Source organism: Candidatus Oscillochloris fontis (assembly GCF_004138135.1).
Taxonomy (GTDB): Bacteria; Chloroflexota; Chloroflexia; order Chloroflexales; family Chloroflexaceae; genus Oscillochloris; species Oscillochloris fontis.
Map to the genome: position 1 here is coordinate 39,813 of NZ_RYFD01000002.1, position 17,095 is coordinate 56,907.

13 protein-coding genes are annotated in these 17,095 nt (G+C 57.0%); 5 read left to right on the forward strand and 8 right to left on the reverse strand.

The window, feature by feature from the left end; genetic code table 11:
* Nucleotides 1–73 precede the first annotated feature (73 nt).
* The 3 genes from EKD03_RS01245 (at nucleotide 74) to EKD03_RS01255 (ending at nucleotide 3,995) form a co-directional block, all read left to right on the forward strand.
* Complete coding sequence (locus EKD03_RS01245; protein WP_129626492.1) at nucleotides 74–2,878, forward strand: VWA domain-containing protein; 2,805 nt, start codon at nucleotides 74–76, stop codon at nucleotides 2,876–2,878.
* Between the two features lie 45 nt (nucleotides 2,879–2,923).
* Nucleotides 2,924–3,436, forward strand: coding sequence for a DinB family protein (locus EKD03_RS01250; RefSeq protein WP_129626494.1), 513 nt, complete (start codon nucleotides 2,924–2,926; stop codon nucleotides 3,434–3,436).
* A 289-nt stretch (nucleotides 3,437–3,725) separates the two neighbouring features.
* Nucleotides 3,726–3,995, forward strand: a complete 270-nt coding sequence (locus EKD03_RS01255) for a hypothetical protein (protein WP_129626496.1) — start codon at nucleotides 3,726–3,728, stop codon at nucleotides 3,993–3,995.
* Between the two features lie 44 nt (nucleotides 3,996–4,039).
* Here EKD03_RS01255 and EKD03_RS01260 read toward each other — a convergent pair whose 3' ends face one another.
* The 7 genes from EKD03_RS01260 to EKD03_RS01285 form a co-directional block, all read right to left on the reverse strand.
* Nucleotides 4,040–4,483, reverse strand: a complete 444-nt coding sequence (locus EKD03_RS01260; RefSeq protein ID WP_129626498.1) for a hypothetical protein — start codon at nucleotides 4,481–4,483, stop codon at nucleotides 4,040–4,042.
* Nucleotides 4,484–4,495: 12 nt separating this feature from the next.
* Nucleotides 4,496–8,416, reverse strand: a complete 3,921-nt coding sequence (locus tag EKD03_RS18665) for a response regulator (RefSeq protein ID WP_129626500.1) — start codon at nucleotides 8,414–8,416, stop codon at nucleotides 4,496–4,498.
* Between the two features lie 30 nt (nucleotides 8,417–8,446).
* Nucleotides 8,447–9,670, reverse strand: a complete 1,224-nt coding sequence (locus EKD03_RS01270; protein WP_129626502.1) for a CpaE/TadZ family protein — start codon at nucleotides 9,668–9,670, stop codon at nucleotides 8,447–8,449.
* Between the two features lie 43 nt (nucleotides 9,671–9,713).
* Nucleotides 9,714–11,402, reverse strand: a complete 1,689-nt coding sequence (locus EKD03_RS01275) for a diguanylate cyclase (RefSeq protein WP_161569149.1) — start codon at nucleotides 11,400–11,402, stop codon at nucleotides 9,714–9,716.
* A 110-nt stretch (nucleotides 11,403–11,512) separates the two neighbouring features.
* The gene (locus EKD03_RS01280) at nucleotides 11,513–13,120 is read right to left on the reverse strand and encodes an ATP-binding response regulator (RefSeq protein WP_161569150.1); all 1,608 of its coding nucleotides are present in this window, start codon (nucleotides 13,118–13,120) and stop codon (nucleotides 11,513–11,515) included.
* Between the two features lie 28 nt (nucleotides 13,121–13,148).
* On the reverse strand, nucleotides 13,149–13,316 hold the full coding sequence (locus tag EKD03_RS18330; protein WP_161569151.1) for a hypothetical protein: 168 nt from the start codon (nucleotides 13,314–13,316) through the stop codon (nucleotides 13,149–13,151).
* 54 nt (nucleotides 13,317–13,370) lie between these two features.
* A complete protein-coding gene (locus tag EKD03_RS01285; protein ID WP_161569152.1) occupies nucleotides 13,371–14,828 on the reverse strand; it encodes a response regulator in 1,458 nt (485 codons plus the stop codon).
* A gap of 263 nt (nucleotides 14,829–15,091) precedes the next feature.
* Between EKD03_RS01285 and EKD03_RS01290 the strand changes: the two genes are divergently transcribed.
* Nucleotides 15,092–15,775, forward strand: a complete 684-nt coding sequence (locus tag EKD03_RS01290; RefSeq protein ID WP_129626510.1) for a Crp/Fnr family transcriptional regulator — start codon at nucleotides 15,092–15,094, stop codon at nucleotides 15,773–15,775.
* 17 nt (nucleotides 15,776–15,792) lie between these two features.
* On the opposite strand, the gene EKD03_RS01295 is transcribed toward EKD03_RS01290, so the two are convergent.
* Complete coding sequence (locus EKD03_RS01295; RefSeq protein WP_129626512.1) at nucleotides 15,793–16,026, reverse strand: hypothetical protein; 234 nt, start codon at nucleotides 16,024–16,026, stop codon at nucleotides 15,793–15,795.
* A gap of 316 nt (nucleotides 16,027–16,342) precedes the next feature.
* Here EKD03_RS01295 and EKD03_RS01300 point away from each other — a divergent pair, with 316 nt between their 5' ends.
* Nucleotides 16,343–17,053 carry a phosphoribosyltransferase gene (locus EKD03_RS01300; protein ID WP_129626514.1) on the forward strand — a complete coding sequence of 237 codons (711 nt, stop codon included), beginning with the start codon at nucleotides 16,343–16,345 and terminating at the stop codon, nucleotides 17,051–17,053.
* Nucleotides 17,054–17,095 lie beyond the last annotated feature (42 nt).

Here is a 17,095-nt window from a genome sequence, read left to right on the forward strand (position 1 = left end):
GGAGCGAGCATGGTGGCGCAATTTTGCGCACACCCCTTTGCGCACACCCCTTTTGAGTGCTACAGTATGAGACATGATGCTCTCATTCATCACGCCATCAGCGCTCTGGGCGCTGCTACTTCTTCCGCTTCTGTGGGGGCTGGCATGGCTTACCCGGCGGATGAATCTGGCCCGCTTGGGCCGAGTGCGCTATGGCCTGCTCCTGCTGCTACGCAGTGTGATGCTGCTGGCGCTGATCTTAGCTCTAGCGGGTACCCAGATCGTGCGAGCAGTGCAAGAGACTGCCGTCATCTTTCTGGTTGATGGGAGTGATTCTTTCGCTCCGGCGCTGCGCCAGCAAGCGCTGGAGTATCTCAATACCGCATACGCCAGCGCCCAACCCGACGATCAAGCTGGGGTGGTAGTCTTTGCCGGGACAGCGGCGGTGGAGCGTGCCCCCGCCCCCGCCACCCCACTGACGCGCTTCACCTCGCTGGTGCCGGGGGGGCGCACCGATATTGCCGCCGCGATCCAACTGGGGTTGGCGCTGCTCCCTGCCGATGCTCAAAAACGCCTCGTGCTGCTCTCTGATGGCGGTGAAAATACGGGGCGCGCCGCCGATGCTGCACGCCTCGCCGCGCTGCGCGGGGTGCCGATTGAGGTCGTCCCGCTCACCGGTGCGGATGGCGCAGATGTGATGCTGACAACCCTACTGACCCCCGCCTCGGCACGGGAGAACCAGCGCATCCCGTTGCGCCTGCGCGTCCAGAGTAGTGTCGCTGGCCCCGCCACGATCACCGTCTTTGGCGATGGGCAACTCATTGCCACACAAGAGATCGATCTACCTGTTGGCTCCAGCGATTTCGTGCTGGATGTCCCATCTGGAGCCGCCGGATTCCGCCGCTTTGAGGCGCGTATCGAGGCTCCCGCCGATACCCAACCGCTCAACAATCGCGCCGCCGCCTTTACGCTGGTCGAAGGGCCACCGCGTATCCTCTTGGTGGCTACGCTGCCCGAACGCGCAGCACCGCTCCAAGCGGTGCTACTCGCGGCTGGGTTGCGGGTTGACGCGATCCTTCCCAACCAGATCCCCGCCGATCAGGTGCGCTTGCGTGACTATGCCGCCGTGGTGCTGGTGGATGTACCGGAGTTGCAGGTGAGTAGTAGTGTCCAAAGTGCGCTGCTTAGCTATGTGCGCGACCACGGGGGCAGCCTCGCGATGATCGGCGGCAGCGAGTCGTTTGGGGCGGGAGGCTGGCGACGCTCCCCACTCGCTCCGGCGCTGCCGGTGGAACTCGATCCCCCCAACCGCGACGAGCGCCCCGATTTGGGCCTCGCGCTGGTGATTGATCGTAGTGGCAGCATGATGGATATTGTGAGTGGCACCCGTACCCGCCTCGATCTGGCGAAAGAGGCGGTCTATCAGGCGACTCTGGGCCTGGATACCAACGACCAACTCGGTGTCTTTGTCTTTGATGAGCAGGCCCAAACCGTGCTGGAGATGCAGAAGCTGCCCGATATTGTTCAGATTGAGACCGTGCTGAGTGGCGTGAGTGAAGGGGGCGGGACGAACATCCGCAGTGGGATCGCGCTGGCTGCCGATGCGATGCGTAGCGTTGATGCCAAGATCCGCCATGTCATTCTGCTCACCGACGGGCAGGCCGATGATAATTATGCCGATCTGATTGATCAGATGCGTGCTGATGGGGTAACGATCACGATTGTGGCGGTGGGCGATCAGACCAACCCGCTCTTGCAGGCGATTGCCCAACGCGGTGGTGGTGCCTACTACCGAGTGTCGGGCGCAGCCGATGTACCCCAGATCTTCCTCGCCGAGACGGTGCGGGTAGCCAAGCGCGATCTGGTGGAAGAGACCTTTACCCCGGCGGTGGCGCTGGCCGCACCGCCAGTGCGCGATCTGTCGGCGTTGCCCGCACTGTATGGCTATAACGCCACGACACCCCGCGATTCGGCACGTACCCTGCTGGTTGCCCCCGATGGCTCACCGATTCTGGCCGTCTGGCAGTATGGGTTAGGGCGCACCTTAGCTTGGACAAGTGACCTGAAGGGGCAATGGGCCAAGGATCTGATCACCTGGAGCGAGTTCCCCACGCTGGCCACGGGGATGATTGATGCGCTCTTACCGCCGATCAGCAATGAAGTGTTGAGCCTGGAGAGCATGAGCGATGGGCCACAGGCGATTCTGAACCTCTACATCAGTGGGAATGATCGCGTGCCTCAGACTGGGGCCGAGATTGTGGGCCAGTTGGTTGATCCCGCCGGAGAATCAACCAGCCTGAGTTTCACCCAGGTTGGCCCCGGACACTACCGCGCCGTCACGGCAGCAGAGATCCCCGGAGCCTATCTGGCCAGGGTGGTTGCGCTCGATGGCGACGGTCAACCGTTGGGATCTGCCAGCGGGGGGTTAGTGGTGAGCTACTCGCCAGAATATGGGCTACGCCGCAGTGATCCGGCCCTCCTCAATGATCTAGCCACACTCACGGGAGGCCGAATCAACCCACCCGCTGAGAGCCTCTTTAGCCCCACCGACCAACGGGTTGGCCAGGTGCGCGAGATCGCCTTGCCACTGATCTGGTTGGCACTGGCCCTGTTACCCTTCGACATCGCCCTGCGGCGGCTCTTCCTGCGGCGCGAACATCTCCCACACATCATTCGTCGCCCGGTTCCAGTCCCCGTTCATGCCGATGATGTCGGCATGGCCCGCCTCCAAGCAGCGCGGGCACGCACCCGCCGTCCAAGCAGCCCGCCACCACCCATACCGCCGGTCGTAGCAACTCCGCCACCTGTGCAGGCAGCGCCGCCATCCGCGCCACCTGCGCCGCCATCCGCCGATTCGATAGAGAGCCTCCTCGCCGCCAAACGCCGCCGAGGAGGATAAGTCCGCTTGTCGTACCGTGCGATCTGCCAAGCAGGAGGAACGATCATGAACACCGACTACTACATCAACCGCATGGAACTGAGTGCGCCTTTAATTGTCGCCATGATCCAAGACATGAGCGCCGAGCAACTACGCTGGCGCCCCGGCCCTGATGCTTGGTCGGCATTAGAGGTGCTCTGCCACCTGTACGACGAGGAGTGCGAGGATTTTCGGGTGCGAATTGATTACACCCTGAACCATCCGGGTGAAGCATTCCCCCCGATTGATCCGTTGGGGTGGGTAACCGCCCGCCACTACCAGGATCGTAACCCGGAAGAGGTACTCGAAGCATGGCTGACTGAACGCCGCCAATCTATTGAGTGGCTACGTAACCTGAATACGCCCGACTGGGGCTTGCGCTGTAGCGACCCGCATCTGCATGATCTGCGCACCGGAGATTTCCTGACTGCCTGGGCCGGCCACGATCTGCTCCACCTACGCCAGTTGGCCGAACTTCAGTGGGCCTACCAAGCCTATCAGGCCGCACCCTATTTCCCCGATTATGCTGGTGATTGGTAGAGCCCAACCAGTACGTTGAGGGCGGTAGCCCTCAACGTACTGGTTGAGCCGCGCTCGATATCCTCTTTTTCACTAGAAAGCTTCGGGGGAGGCAAGCCCATTTGGGGTGAGTTTTTTCACCCCTATCTTTTTTTAGATCCACGTCGTATAATACGGTTCACGGCTACTCATCGTTGCCATCACCCACGTTTTTGACACACAGCGTCATGCAACCCAACACCCAGGGGTAGGCTGCGCGTATATAGAATCGAACCTTGACAAACCACCAGGAATCAAGAGGAGGTGTGTGATGGCAACGCTTGAAGAGATCCGCCGTGATGTACGTCAACTCCCCCCGGTTGATCAAATTCAGTTGATCCATGAACTACTGCGCGAACTTCAATTGAACTATCACATCAGTACTGAAGAAGCACCAACGATCAGTACTGCCCCACCGATTACTCGGCTGAACAACCTCGCCTCGGATTTCTGGTCGGCACATGAGGCGGCTGAAGAACCACATAACTGCTTTGTGCCTAGCCGTAATCGCGGGCTGAAGGAACGGGCGGTTGGTTCGTAGACTTACCGTTCGTGGTGCAGGGGGAAAGACGTTGTGAGGCCAGCCTAGTGCATAAGGCGATCCAGCGTGGCATTCCATGCCTTCATACGATCAGGATTCCCGCCCACATCTGGATGATGGAGGCGGGCCATCGCCTTACGGATCGCATTGATCTCATCTTCGCTGAGATGGCCAGATAGCCGCGTCAGATCAAGGTGGGGATCATGTTCAGGCTCGGCAGTCAGGCCAGCCGCGAGACGTTGCGCACGATGACGCCACATATCACGGTCGTTGGTGAGTACCATATTCTCGCGCATCGTCTCCGAGAGGGTGTTGACCATCTTGGCATGTGCCCGTTGCGCCTCGGTAACCGCAGCTAACGCCTTCTCAAGTTGGCGACGCAGGCTGCGGTTCTGGACATGGGCCTCGTTCAATTCGTTGCGCAGCAGCGTATATTCACGCTGGCTCACACCTTCATCAGGTGGTGGTAGATCATTAGATGAAAGCACGTAATCTCCGGTCTAGGTAGGTATTTCATCAACCGTAAAACGTGAGCGCAGCGTCAATAGGTCTGCACGCATCTGCTCACATGCGGCGATGAGTTGCGCTTTGTGGGTAGCAACTTCGTTCAGATCGCCCAGTTGGGTCAAATGTTCAAGTTCGGCACTCAGATTGGCCAGTTGGTTGGCACCAACCGTCGCGGCACTCGCCTTGATTGTATGCACGGCCCGCTTGACCGACATCACATCACCTGTCTGGATTCCATCCTGGAACGTTCGGATCTGGAGCGGTAGATCTTCGAGAAAGAGATCGATCAGATCAACCACAATCGTAGGGCTACCATCGCCCAAACTCGACTGAAGTTCTTCCAACACATGGACATCAACCGTAGACGCACGCGCCGGTTGATCTGGTGTATTGGCTTGCGGATTGAGTATTACCCGACCGCGACTAAGTGCCGCCACCAACTCCTCGATCCGCACTGGTTTACTGATATAGTCGTCCATTCCTGCGGCGATACAGAGATCGCGATCACTCTGCATGGCATTGGCCGTCATGGCAATAATGCGCGGCTGGCGTGCCGTAGGCACTTCGTTGCGAATACGTCGCGAAGCACCCAACCCATCCAACTCCGGCATCTGGACATCCATCAGAACCACATCGTAGCGTTGACGGGCAAGCGCATCGAGCACCTCCAGACCATTCGCAGCCACATCGGTACGGTAGCCGAGTTTGGCTAAAGTCTTGGTGGCAACCTTCTGATTGACGACATTATCTTCGGCCAGCAGAATGCGCAATGGCAGACGTTCTGCCATAGTTGTATCATATGCGGTTACTAAGGGCAAGGTAGGCTGTTGTTCGGTCACCCGTTTGCCTAAAATGGCCAGCAAGGTCTGGTAGAGTTGGGCGGCCTTGATCGGCTTGGTGATGCTGGTGGCAAAGTTACCATTTGCGATATCCTCAATCCGGCGTCCAAGCGAGGTAAGCAAAATAAGAGGAATATCGGAGGTAGCAGGAGTGGAATGGATCATCTCGGCCAATTGCGAGCCATCCATTCCAGGCATCTGCATATCAAGAATCGCAATATCAACCGCCTCGTTCTGAATCGCCAACCACTCTAGGGCTTGGGGGCCAGAGGCAAAGACATGCACCCGCATCCCCCACGACTCAGCCTGGGTCGTCAGGATGCGGCGATTGGTCTCGTTATCATCAACCACCAGCAGGTGCTTACCAGTAAGTTCGGGGACGGCACCGCGCAGGTCGAGGCGGGGTGGGGCTTCGGCGGCGGGGGCAATGAGGGTAAAGTGGAAGGTGCTGCCCACCCCAACACTACTCTCGACCCACATGCGGCCACCCATCAGCGCACACAGGCGTTGGCTGATCGCCAGACCAAGACCCGTCCCACCATACTGGCGAGTAGTCGAAGCATCAACCTGGCTAAAGGCTTTGAAGAGCCGATTTAGGCGGTCGGCGGGAATACCGATCCCGGTATCGCGCACCGCAATATGCACCTCGAAGAGTTGATCGCGGATACGCCGACCCTCGATCATCACCACCACCTCACCAGCCGGAGTGAACTTGACCGCATTCGCCAGAAGGTTGACCAGGATCTGGCGCACACGGGTCACATCGCCCTCGATTGCCTGGGGCACACTGCGCGCAATCATGTAGGCCAGATCAATCTGCTTTTCGGCGGCGCGCGCCGAGACCAGATCGAGCGCAGCTTCGAGGCAGTCACGCAGATCGAAGGGTTGCTGTTCGAGTTCAAACTTACCCGACTCGATCTTCGAGAAGTCGAGGATATCGTTGATGATAGTTAAGAGTGCATCACCGCTATTACGAATCGTCTCGACAAAGTCGCGCTGTTCTGCATTGAGCGGCGTATCGAGGAGCAGCCCGGTCATGCCGATCACGGCATTCATAGGGGTACGGATCTCGTGGCTCATGGTGGCGAGGAAATCGGACTTAGCGCGAGTCGCTGCTTCAGCCGCCTCCTTCGCCTCCACCAACTCCAGGTGGGTATGCTTCTGTACCGTTATGTCACGCAGATAGATCGCCAAGCCATCGGGCGAGGGATAATCGCGGACTTCAAACCAGCGCTTATACTGAGGTGTATAGGTTTCAAACTGGAGCGTGGTTTGGGTCTTGAGCGCATAGCGATGGTTAGGTTCCATATCTAGGCCCAACGGTTTGGGGAAGATTGACCAAAAATCGTGACCAATCAGTTGGTCACGCGGCTTCCCAAGGAGGCGTTCCGATTCCTGATTGACATAGGTAAAGCGCCAATTGGCATCCACCGCAAAGAAGGCATCGGTAATACTCTCCAAGATCCGTGAGATCTGGATTGTACTCTCACGCAGCGCGGCCTCAGTCCGTGAGCGTTCGGCCAATTCTTGCTGGAGCGCATTGGTGAGTTGCACATTCGCCAGCGCCTGCCCTGCCGCCCAGATCACTGCTTGAGCCAACTCGATCTCTTCGGGCGTAAAGGTGTGCGGCTCAAGCGCATCAATCCCTATCGTCCCCACCACGGTATCACGAATGAGTACCGGCAAGACCAGAATAGCAGCGGTGCCACGGCGTTCAAAAAGATCTGCACTCACCATTGCACGCGGATCAGTATGGATATTATTAATCTGGACGGGAGAACGAGTATGAAAGACCTCCTCGACCAACGCATTGCCAACCTTAGGAATGATCGCTCCCATTCCAGAGGGCCGCCCAGGGACACAGAACTCACTCACCACCTTCAAGTTCAGTTCATCTTCATCAAGCAACGCACATGCAACCTGCGGCACATTAAAGGCACCCGCTAACTCACGGCAGACCACATTCAGTACGGTGGTGACATCGTTCGACATAGTAGCCGAAATGACCCGGTTGAGGAGGAGCGTTTCACTGACGGTACGTTGTTGTTCTTGATAGAGTTGGGTGCGTTCCATCATCACTGCAAGGTGATCAGCAAGCGCACTGAGGAGATCATAATCAGCATTACCCAATTTATGGGGTTTCGTACACTCGATATTGATAACACCCAAAACCTGATCAAGGGAGCGGATGGGCACACAGATCTGAGCTTTGGTGTGGTCAGCATCCGGTGCCTGGTCATTGAGCAGAAAGAGCGGTGAGCCAACCCGCACCACCTGGCCCATTCCGCCCTCACTAATCGAGACATGCGTATTGAGATGCGGTTCACCCGCTTGATACTCTAGAACCAGTTGATCGTCATGGCACAAGTAGATACTAATATGGTCATAATCAAAAGCTTCATAGCTAGCCGAAACAATGGTACGAATGGCGGCACTTACATCCATCTCGTGCGCCACTGCAGTCCGCACATGATCGAGCAGAGCCAACATCCGCGCCTGTTGTTGGGCCTCCGCAGCCAGATGTTGCGCCCGCGCCTCACTCGCAATTCGCGCCTCGACCATCTCGTGGAGGGTGCGAATCTGACGCCGCTGCTCCAATTGCATGACCACCTGATTCCCCAGCACATCGAGGGTCTGGTACTGCGTCGCTGTAAGTTGGCGTGGAACATGATCGAGCACACAGAGCGTTCCTAGCGGAAGACCCTCAGGTGTGACCAGGGGCACACCAGCATAGAAGCGAATATTGGGAGTCTCAGTAACCAAGGGGTTATCGGCAAAGCGCGGGTCTTGTTGCGTATCGGACACCACCAGCGGAATATCAGGCTGCGTAATCGCGAAGGAGCAAAAGCCAATCTCACGCATACACTCAGGGTCTTCAATCCCCACCCGTGCCTTGAACCAAACCCGTTGCGCATCAACCAACGAGACTAAGGCCATCGGTGTTTCGCAGATTGCTGCAGCCAGATGCACAATCTCATCAAAGGCATGCTCGGCGGGAGTATCAAGGATCTGATAACTCTCCAGCGCGGCTTGGCGCTCCGGCTCATTAGGGATAGGAGGAGGTAATATTGGCATAGCGAACTCCTTCGATGCGCCACAGCAGATCTAGCGGGTCTTACGAGCATAATTGGACTGAGCCACCCGCTGCCATGCTGGAGTCGGCGTCGCGGGGCGTTGCATCCGCTGTGCCTCACGACTCAGATGGAAGGCCCAACGTTCGAGAATGGCCCCCAACGGTTTGTTGGGCTGATCCAGCACCGGCGGAACACCACGATTGAGCGCACTCAGATAGGCTTCGGCTGCATAGGGGAGGGCTTGGGCGATTGGGTGATGGAGCGCCAGTTCAATATCTTTGCGCACTAAGCCACCCTGCTCAACGGTCGTATTGAGCAGCAGCAGCAGCTTATCCGGGGCATAATCAAGCTTTACAAAGACATCTAAGGCACATGCGGTAGCCCGCACCGAAGCGATTTCCGGGGCGAGTACCAGCAATACAGTATTGGCACTATCCAAACCTGTTAGGGTCGTCGCACTAAAATCATGTGGCAGATCAAGCACCACATAGGAGTAGTGTTGGCGCAGGATACTCAAGACATGCGCTACCTTCTCAGCCGTGATCAGTTCGCTCTGCTCCGGGCGAGCAGCGGACGCCAAGACATGCACCCCACTACTGTGGGGCATCAACACCTGCTGCAAGAGATCATAGTCAATCTCATAGATCGGAGGCGTCGCCAGATCACCCCAAGTGGTACGCAGTGGCAAGTTGAGCATCAACGCACTCTGGCCACTAATAAAGGCCAGATCCACCAGCGCCACCGGCTCACCCCAGATCTGGGCCAAACCGACTGCCAAGTTGGTTGCCAGGGTCGAGATCCCCACCCCACCGCGCAACGAGAAGAAGGCCAGCGTCTCATTACGAACCAATGCTAGTGGCGGAGCCGTAGCCACCGACATACGGCGCAAGAGCGCCTTCACCCGTGCTTGGAGTTCAATTGGCTGGAAGGGTTTGCTCATATAGTCATCAGCCCCGGCCTCCAAGCCACGCACCCGCTCTTCCAGGCTATCATTGGCCGTCAGCATCAGAATCGGATGCTGGGCAAAGGCAGACATCCGACGTAGACGACGACACACTTCATAGCCATCAATATCGGGCATCATCACATCAAGGATGAAGAGATCGGGACGAAAGGAGACCGCACGATCCAGCGCCATTTGGCCACTTGTCGCCGTTTCGATCTGATAGCCCCCCGGTGCCAACGCCGCACTGACCATCTTCAGGTTGAGGGGGGTATCATCAACGATCAGAATGCGATGGTTTGTAGTAGTCATAACGAGATCTCCAACACCAGCAAAACACCACCAACCCTTGTGCTTACGTATCACCCACCATTTTGCTGGTTGAACGTGGGTGGCGTGGTGCGCAAATAATCTGGTTACGGCCCGCCCGTTTGGCGGTATAGAGTGCATCATCGGCGATTGCGAGCAGGGTACGCGGATCATCACCCCGGCGCAATGCTGCGATGCCACCACTAAACGTGATCGTAACCTCTTTCTTACCAAATTGATGACCGATCATCGCAAAGCGAGCACGCGCATCATCCAACACCCGTAACGCCGTTGGGCCATCAGTTTGCGGGAAGATGAGTAGAAACTCTTCGCCGCCATAGCGCCCAATCGTATCACTCATGCGGAGGCGTTGGTGGAGCAAGCGAGCCAACCCTTTGAGCACCCGATCTCCTGCCGCATGGCCATAGTGATCATTAATCTGCTTAAAATGATCAATATCAATCATAGCCACCGATAAGATCTGTTCATAGCGTTGGGCACGCATGATTTCACGTACCAACTGTTCCTTGATCGAGGCATGGGTGAAGAGTCCCGTCAGGCCATCGCGGGTGAGTTGGGCGCGCATGGCCCGCCCACGGCGGGCGCGGCTGGTCACGGCGGAGACGAGTTGCGGTGCAGTGATCGGCTTGGTCAGGAAGTCATCGCCGCCCTGATCAAGGGCGGCCAGTTGATGATCGCGATCCTGTTCGCCCGACAAGAAGACGATGGGCAAGCTCACAAACTCGGTCTGCTGGCGAATAATTGCGGCAACCTCCGGGCCAGTACAGATCGGCATATACATATCCAACAGCAGTAGATCGGGCTGAAACTCGTGGAGGGCAAACATCACCTCGGCTGGATCATTCAGCACCATGGTGAGCATTCCCGCCTCCTCCAGCATCGCCGCATAGAGGCTACTCATCAGGCGCGAATCATCCAGAATCAGCACGCGGTAGGGTTCAGGAATAAAGGCTCCCGTGAGGCCATCGAGCACCATCACAAGCGCATCCACATCGGAGGGCTTGGTGAGATAGGCGCGGCCCCCGGCACGCAAGGCCCACAGGCGGGCCTCAAAATCATTGCGCTGGGAGACAAAGACAACCGGAACACTCAGCGTAGGATCAAGCAGCGTTGCTATCCGTTGCGGGCCAGCCAGATCGCCTTCAGGAAAGACGATATCCAGAATGATTGCCGCCGGATGGTGGGTGCGCACCGCCTGCTCAAGATCATCAAGCTGTTGAACAACCATCGCACAGTAGCCAAAATGCTCCAACTGAAGAGCAAGATGCTCCCCGACAACCACATCATCCTCGACAATCAGCACCGGCGTCTGTTCTTGTTTGCGTACCGGAATGGCGATTGGCAACGGATCTTGTACCTCAATCGGGAGATCACCCACCTGATGGGCCACATCAATGAGTTGCGTAATCGCCACAGTGATCATCGCCTGCATCTCAGACGGCATGTTCTGGACACCCGTGGCATTCAGATGGGCAAACAGATTTTCAAGATGGGTGGCAACCTCACTCACTTCAGGCAGATTGAAACTTCCGGCTGATCCAGCCAGGGTATGCGCCTGCGCATAGAGCGACGTGATCTGATCGGATGAAAGTCCATCAGCAATGCCATGCTGCCACAGGGCTGAGATAGCCTGGGCGCGATCTTCGAGTTGCTGAATATAGCGCATACGAATAGCCGCTATTTGTGGTGAGATCGAATGGGCATGAAAGGGCATCACTGGACTCCCCAAATGATTATTGGGTAATGGGGACACAATGCACATATCAGATGCACTGCCCTCCTTCGTTCCCTCCAAGGAAAGGAGTGGGAACTATGAGTATAACACTAACGACGTACTTGTTCGATCTGTGCGACCAAACGATGAAATGTCACTGGTTTACTCACATACCCATTAGCCCCCACTTCGAGGCAGCGTTCAAGATCGCCTTCGATAGACAATGCCGTCATGGCAATAATCGGTGTTGTACTGATACTGCGTTCAGCCCGAATCTTCCGTATAGCCTCACACCCATCCATAACCGGCATATGCAGATCCATCAGAATACATTGTGGGCGCAGCTTTCGTACCATATCCACAGCTTCCAGGCCATTGCGTGCCACATGTACGCGGTAGCCATAGGCCGTCAGATAGTTCACCATGGTATAGAGAATGACCTCATGATCCTCAGCCAGCAACAGAAGCGGCTGCTCCAGGCTATCGGGAGCGAAGAGCGGCTCAATGTCAGTTACCGCTGGCAGGTTCCAGGGCAGCATGAGGGTAAAACAACTCCCCACCCCAAGGGTGCTCTGAATATGCACTCCACCATTGTGCAGTTCGGTCAGATGAGCAACCAAGGCCAAGCCCAGCCCGGCACCCTCATGACGGCGGCTTAAACGGGTATCGAGTTGCACAAAGGGGCGGAAGAGCCGAGGTAGATCGGCACGGGAGATCCCGATCCCAGTATCTTCGACCCGCAGATAGAGCAACTGGGCCACTGGATCTCCCCGTACCTCCAATATGACTCGCCCACCCTCAGGGGTAAACTTGACCGCATTGGAGAGTAGATTGACCAGAATCTGTTTCAGGCGGCGTGGATCTGCCTCAACCAATTCGACTTGAGGATCGATCTCGCTCCTGATCTGAATACGTTTGGCATACGCGATCTGGCGCACCATGCGAATACTCGCTGCACAGATTTCGTCAATTTCAACTGGTTCGATCTGTAATTCGATCTTCCCAGCTTCGATCTTTATCATATCCAGAATATCATTCACGATCCCCAACAGATGTTGGCCACTCTCGGTGACCACATCAAGCACCTGCTGTTGGCGATCATTGAGCAAACCATAGACCCCCTCACTCACCGCCTCGGTGAGCGACAGAATAGTATTGAGTGGGGTGCGTAGTTCGTGGGACATATTGGCCAGGAACTCATTTTTGAGTTGGGCTACTCGTTCTAGCTCAGTACCAGGCTCCATGGCGCGCCGCGCAGCCTGATTTTGCTGCCGCTCAGTGATATCACGAACCACACAGGTGAAGTATTCGCCCTGGAGCGAACGCCACGTCGCCAACACAAACTGGGCCGGAAACTCACTGCCATCACGGCGACGCGCATGCACCTCTATCGTCGCATCCAATGCCGGACCTTGACGTTGATCCGCAATCAGGCTGAAGTAAATGGAGGCATCGCGGGTGGCGATCAGCCGATTCAAGGGCTGGCCCATCACCTCCGCAGCCAAGTAGCCAAACATCCGCTCTGCCGCCGCATTCCATGTCAACACATGTTCATCGGCATCAGCGATCATCATGGCATCTGGTGCCGCATCTATCACCAAACGCAAGAGGCGTTCACGCTCACTGATCGCTGCGTAGTCTTGCAGCAGCGTAGCCATCTGTTGTTCAAGAAGTGGCGGTACCGCTACCACATCTCTTCGGTCATGATCGTTCATCATTATCAATACCAACACCCACGGTAATTGTTCACACTTGGGGTAAGAGTCCCCCATCATCGCCAAGTTTCCCGATCATCCCGTAGGAGCGAAGCATCGCCCGCCAACCTCGTTCGGGTTCCCCGATCATCCCGTAGGGGCGAAGCATCGCCCGCCAACCTCGTTCGGGTTCCCCGATCATCCCGTAGGGGCGAAGCATCGCCCGCCAACCTCGTTCGGGTTCCCCTACCACATGGAGGGCGATGCTTCGCCCCTACTCATCTAACGGTAATTCCAATTCGACCGCGATACCCGGCCCATCGGGACGGTTATTTATGCGGCACCTGCCGCCCACCGAAAGACAGATCTGGTTGATCGTGGGTAACCCCAGACCAACACCAGGGATCTGGCCAGTAAATTCGTCATCAATCTGCTGGTAGGGCTGCCAGATGGTACGGAGTTGACTTGCTGAGAGCGTGACCCCATTATCCGTCACCCGGATCATCAGCCGATCATGCTGGCGCTGAAGGAGCACATCAACCACTGGCTGTTTGTGGGGGTGGAATTTACGCGCATTCTCCAGTAGTTCGGTCAGCAATAGCTCGATGGTATTCCGACTCACCCGCAGCATGGCCGATCCCGAACCCAGATCCGTCACGAGGTGCAGATTCTCAACACCCACCTCCTGCCCCAACGGGATGACAACGCCCGGCAATTCGGTCAACGGCATCCCCTGGCCATGGCTTACCATCATGGGCAGATCAAGGTAGCGGAAAATATCATCTACCACTTCCTTGAGTTGCTGTATGCCACCATAGGCCGTGGTAACCAACATTGCCATTTCTGGCTCAAACTGATTACGACGCTGGTGAATCAGCCACATGCCACCCAGCAAACTGGTAAGCGGAGTACGCAGTTTGTGTGAAACAAAGCTGTGGAAGGTCCACATATGACGCTGAACATTGATCTTCAGGGTCACATCACGCATATGAACCAAGCGGCTTCCCGTCATACCCTCAGGAAGATCGAGCAGATCAACCTGGAGCCAAAGCGCCGCGTGGCGACCTTCGGGGCGCACTAGATAGCGGGGTTGGTTCGTAGCGTTGGGCCAGTTGGCCCAACGTTCAGCCGGTTCATACTGATAGAGACGCTGTATGGTGCGCAAGAAGGGTTCATGCGACCGCGACTCTGGGCGTTCATCAAATCCCAAGTAGCGCCACGCCTGAAGATTACCATCGAGTGGGCATCCCTCATGGTCGAGCAATAGATAGCCATCCTCGGAACGTTCAATCGCCCAGAGGAACTGCGCCCGTTCACTATTGACGGTTCGTTGCTCGTCAAGCAGGGTGCGGAAGCGGTTCAGCCGGGTAATCGTGCGAATTCGCGCCCGCAGTTCGGTGCGGTTGAAGGGCTTGGTGACAAAATCATCCGCCCCCGACTGAATACCCCGCAACAACGAATCATGATCGTCAAGCGCAGTCACCATCACCACCGGGATCGTCGCAAAGGCCGGATCGGCACGGATACGCTCACACACCTCAAAGCCATCCATATCCGGCATCATCACATCGAGCAGAATCAGGTCAGGCGCAATCAAGCGCATCTGCGCCAATGCCTCCGGCCCAGATGACGCAAACGCCAAACGATATCCCTCCGGTTCAAGCAGGCTGGCAAGTGCCATCTGGCTTCGGGGTTGGTCATCCACAACTAAGATGAGGCTGTGTGCTTCCACAAGACACCCCTCGGTAACAGTATCTGATGGAATTTCATTGTACACCATCCCAAGCCGCGTTTCCGCTAGGGCATGGGCAACGTCCTTGGGGCTGTGTGCCCCAAACTCCATTTTGGGGGGGCGGCTGCGCCGCCCCCGCCCTCCCACCGGAGGCGACGTTGCCCATGCCCTAGGACGACACACCCCTTGTGGCGCATCGCCACCTTCCATGTGATAAGATTCAAGCCTTGGGAAATTCAACTTCTGGGAATTTCGGTAGGTGTATGCCTAACACGACCACTTCGGCAACGGCAACTATCGCCGCCGCCCCGCTCTTTGCCGATCTTGAACCACATATTCAATCCGCCATTGCTCAGACGGCACGCCGAATCCACTATGCAGCACGCGAGGTGGTTTTTTTGGCTGGGGAGCCATTGGATGCGTTGTATCTGGTGGAGAAGGGCTGGCTGAAGGCGGTGAAGAGTGCAGCGAATGGGCGCGAGCAGACGGTCGCGACCTTTGGGCCAGGTGCGACGCTGAATGATGTGGCGATCCTTGCTGGGGCACCGACGCAGGCGAGTCTGATCGCGCTTGAACCATGCCAGATCTGGTGTATTCCTGGCTCGGTTATTCTGTCAATGAGCGCCCAGTATCCCGCATTGGCGCAGGCACTGATCCGTAGCCTCGCCACGCGCATCCTCTACCTCTCCAACTTGGTTGAGGATCTGGCTTTTCGCTCGGTGGAGGCGCGGCTGGCACGTATGATCTTAGCCCAGGCGCAGGATGGGCGTATCGAGCGTCAGCGCTGGGCAACCCAATCTGAACTGGCGGCCCAGATCGGAACCGTGCCCGATGTGCTCAACCGTGCGCTACGCAACCTGGTGGATGCCGGGTTGATCACGGTCAACCGCCGTCGCATCGAGATCCTTGATCCCACCGGGTTGGCAGCGCGGGTTGATGAGGGCTAAGCTTCGCGGAAGCTAGGTTAGGAACGCGCCTGGCGCGCTGCATTCACGCGCTGCTTGGCGCGCCGCGACTTAACCCAGAGGGGGTAGGTGAAGAGATAGAGGCCAGTCAGGGCGAAGATGACCACCATGACCTGTTGGATGCGTTGGAGGATCAGCCCCACCGCGTTGCCTTGGGTACTGATGACGGCGATCATCACGACGATAAAGACCGGAGCCAGCCAGCGGTGAATGAGGCGTAGGGTTTTGGACATGGAATGTTCTCCCGTGAGTATAGATGCTCTTTGCTCTAGCATACCCACGGAGGGCGTGGTTGTCCTTGACTCAAGTCGGTTTTATGGGGCTGAAGCCCCAAATCCTCTTTTTCTCATATTTTGGCGGCGAAGCTGCCAAAATATGAGAAAAAAGCCGCATCAGAGGCGAAGATGTAACTACTCTCCGTAGCGACATATTCCCGCAAGCTAACGCATAGGGGTGTTATACTTGGATAGTAGTTACCGACTTCCTCAACAACATCTCCACTCAAAGCCTCGCGTGATCTGCGGGTCTGTCTACCCCAGGAGTGGCGCGATGAAAAAGCAGCAACCACATCCGACCCAAGGTGGCAGCGAGCAACGCTTTCTCAACCGTACTGCTGCGGGACGTGCTCTAGCGACATGTTTGATGCCTTATGCTGGTCACGCAGATCCGTTGGTATTGGCGCTGCCGCGTGGTGGCGTACCGGTGGCCGTCGAGATTGCCTATGCGCTGCGCGCACCGCTGGATCTGGCGCTGGTGCGTAAGTTGGGGGTACCCCATCAACAGGAGTTAGCGCTGGGGGCCATCGGCGAGGGTGGCGTGCAGGTCTTTAACCAGGATGTGATTGTATCCCTTCATATTCCGCAATCTGTCATCACCCAGATTGTCGCCTACGAAGCCCAGGAGCTGGCCCGGCGTCGGACTGCCTACCGAGGCGACCGTCCGCCCCCGTCTGTGGCGGGGCGCACGGTCATCCTCGTGGATGATGGGATCGCCACCGGGGCGACGATGCGGGCGGCGATTGATCTGGTGCGGGCGCAGCAGGCGGCGCGAGTGGTGGTGGCTGCGCCGGTCATTCCGCTCAGTACAGTGCAAGAGTTGGGTGACATTGCCGATGATCTGGTCTTTGTGATCGCGCCGGTTGCCTTTGGGGCACTCGGCTTCTGGTATGAGGATTTCCATCAGGTGAGTGATGATGAGGTGCGCAGTCTGTTGGCGCAGGCCGATGCACGGGTGGATCTGAATAATGCCTCCCGGTTTTGACGCCAAGACGCCAAGGCGCAAATTTCAAGATATGCCTCGATT